Below are 561 nucleotides of genomic sequence, written 5' to 3'. Positions count from 1 at the left end.
AGATGTATGAAGCGGTTAGTATGCAGCCGTCACTTAGAAGTGAGTATGAGTACCCTGTTTTTTCTCATGTTCAGGCAGGGATGTTCTCACCTAAGCTTAGAACCTTTACCAAAGGTGATGCGGAGAGATGGGTAAGCACAACCAAAAAAGCCAGTGATTCTGCATTCTGGCTTGAGGTTGAAGGTAATTCCATGACCGCACCAACAGGCTCCAAGCCAAGCTTTCCTGACGGAATGTTAATTCTCGTTGACCCTGAGCAGGCTGTTGAGCCAGGTGATTTCTGCATAGCCAGACTTGGGGGTGATGAGTTTACCTTCAAGAAACTGATCAGGGATAGCGGTCAGGTGTTTTTACAACCACTAAACCCACAGTACCCAATGATCCCATGCAATGAGAGTTGTTCCGTTGTGGGGAAAGTTATCGCTAGTCAGTGGCCTGAAGAGACGTTTGGCTGATCGGCAAGGTGTTCTGGTCGGCGCATAGCTGATAACAATTGAGCAAGAATCTTCATCGAATTAGGGGAATTTTCACTCCCCTCAGAACATAACATAGTAAATGGAT

Annotated in this window: 1 protein-coding gene; it reads left to right on the top strand. The window is 46.3% G+C overall.

Annotated elements, in window-relative coordinates; translation table 11 throughout:
* On the top strand, nucleotides 1–455 hold a 455-nt coding region (locus tag P3R27_RS14650; RefSeq protein WP_000272705.1), incomplete at its 5' end, for a LexA family protein.
* Nucleotides 456–561: the final 106 nt, after the last annotated feature.

Source organism: Enterococcus spodopteracolus (assembly GCF_030441955.1).
In the GTDB taxonomy this organism is placed as follows: domain Bacteria; phylum Bacillota; class Bacilli; order Lactobacillales; family Enterococcaceae; genus Enterococcus_B; species Enterococcus_B spodopteracolus.
This window is presented reverse-complemented; position numbering and strand designations above follow the sequence as displayed.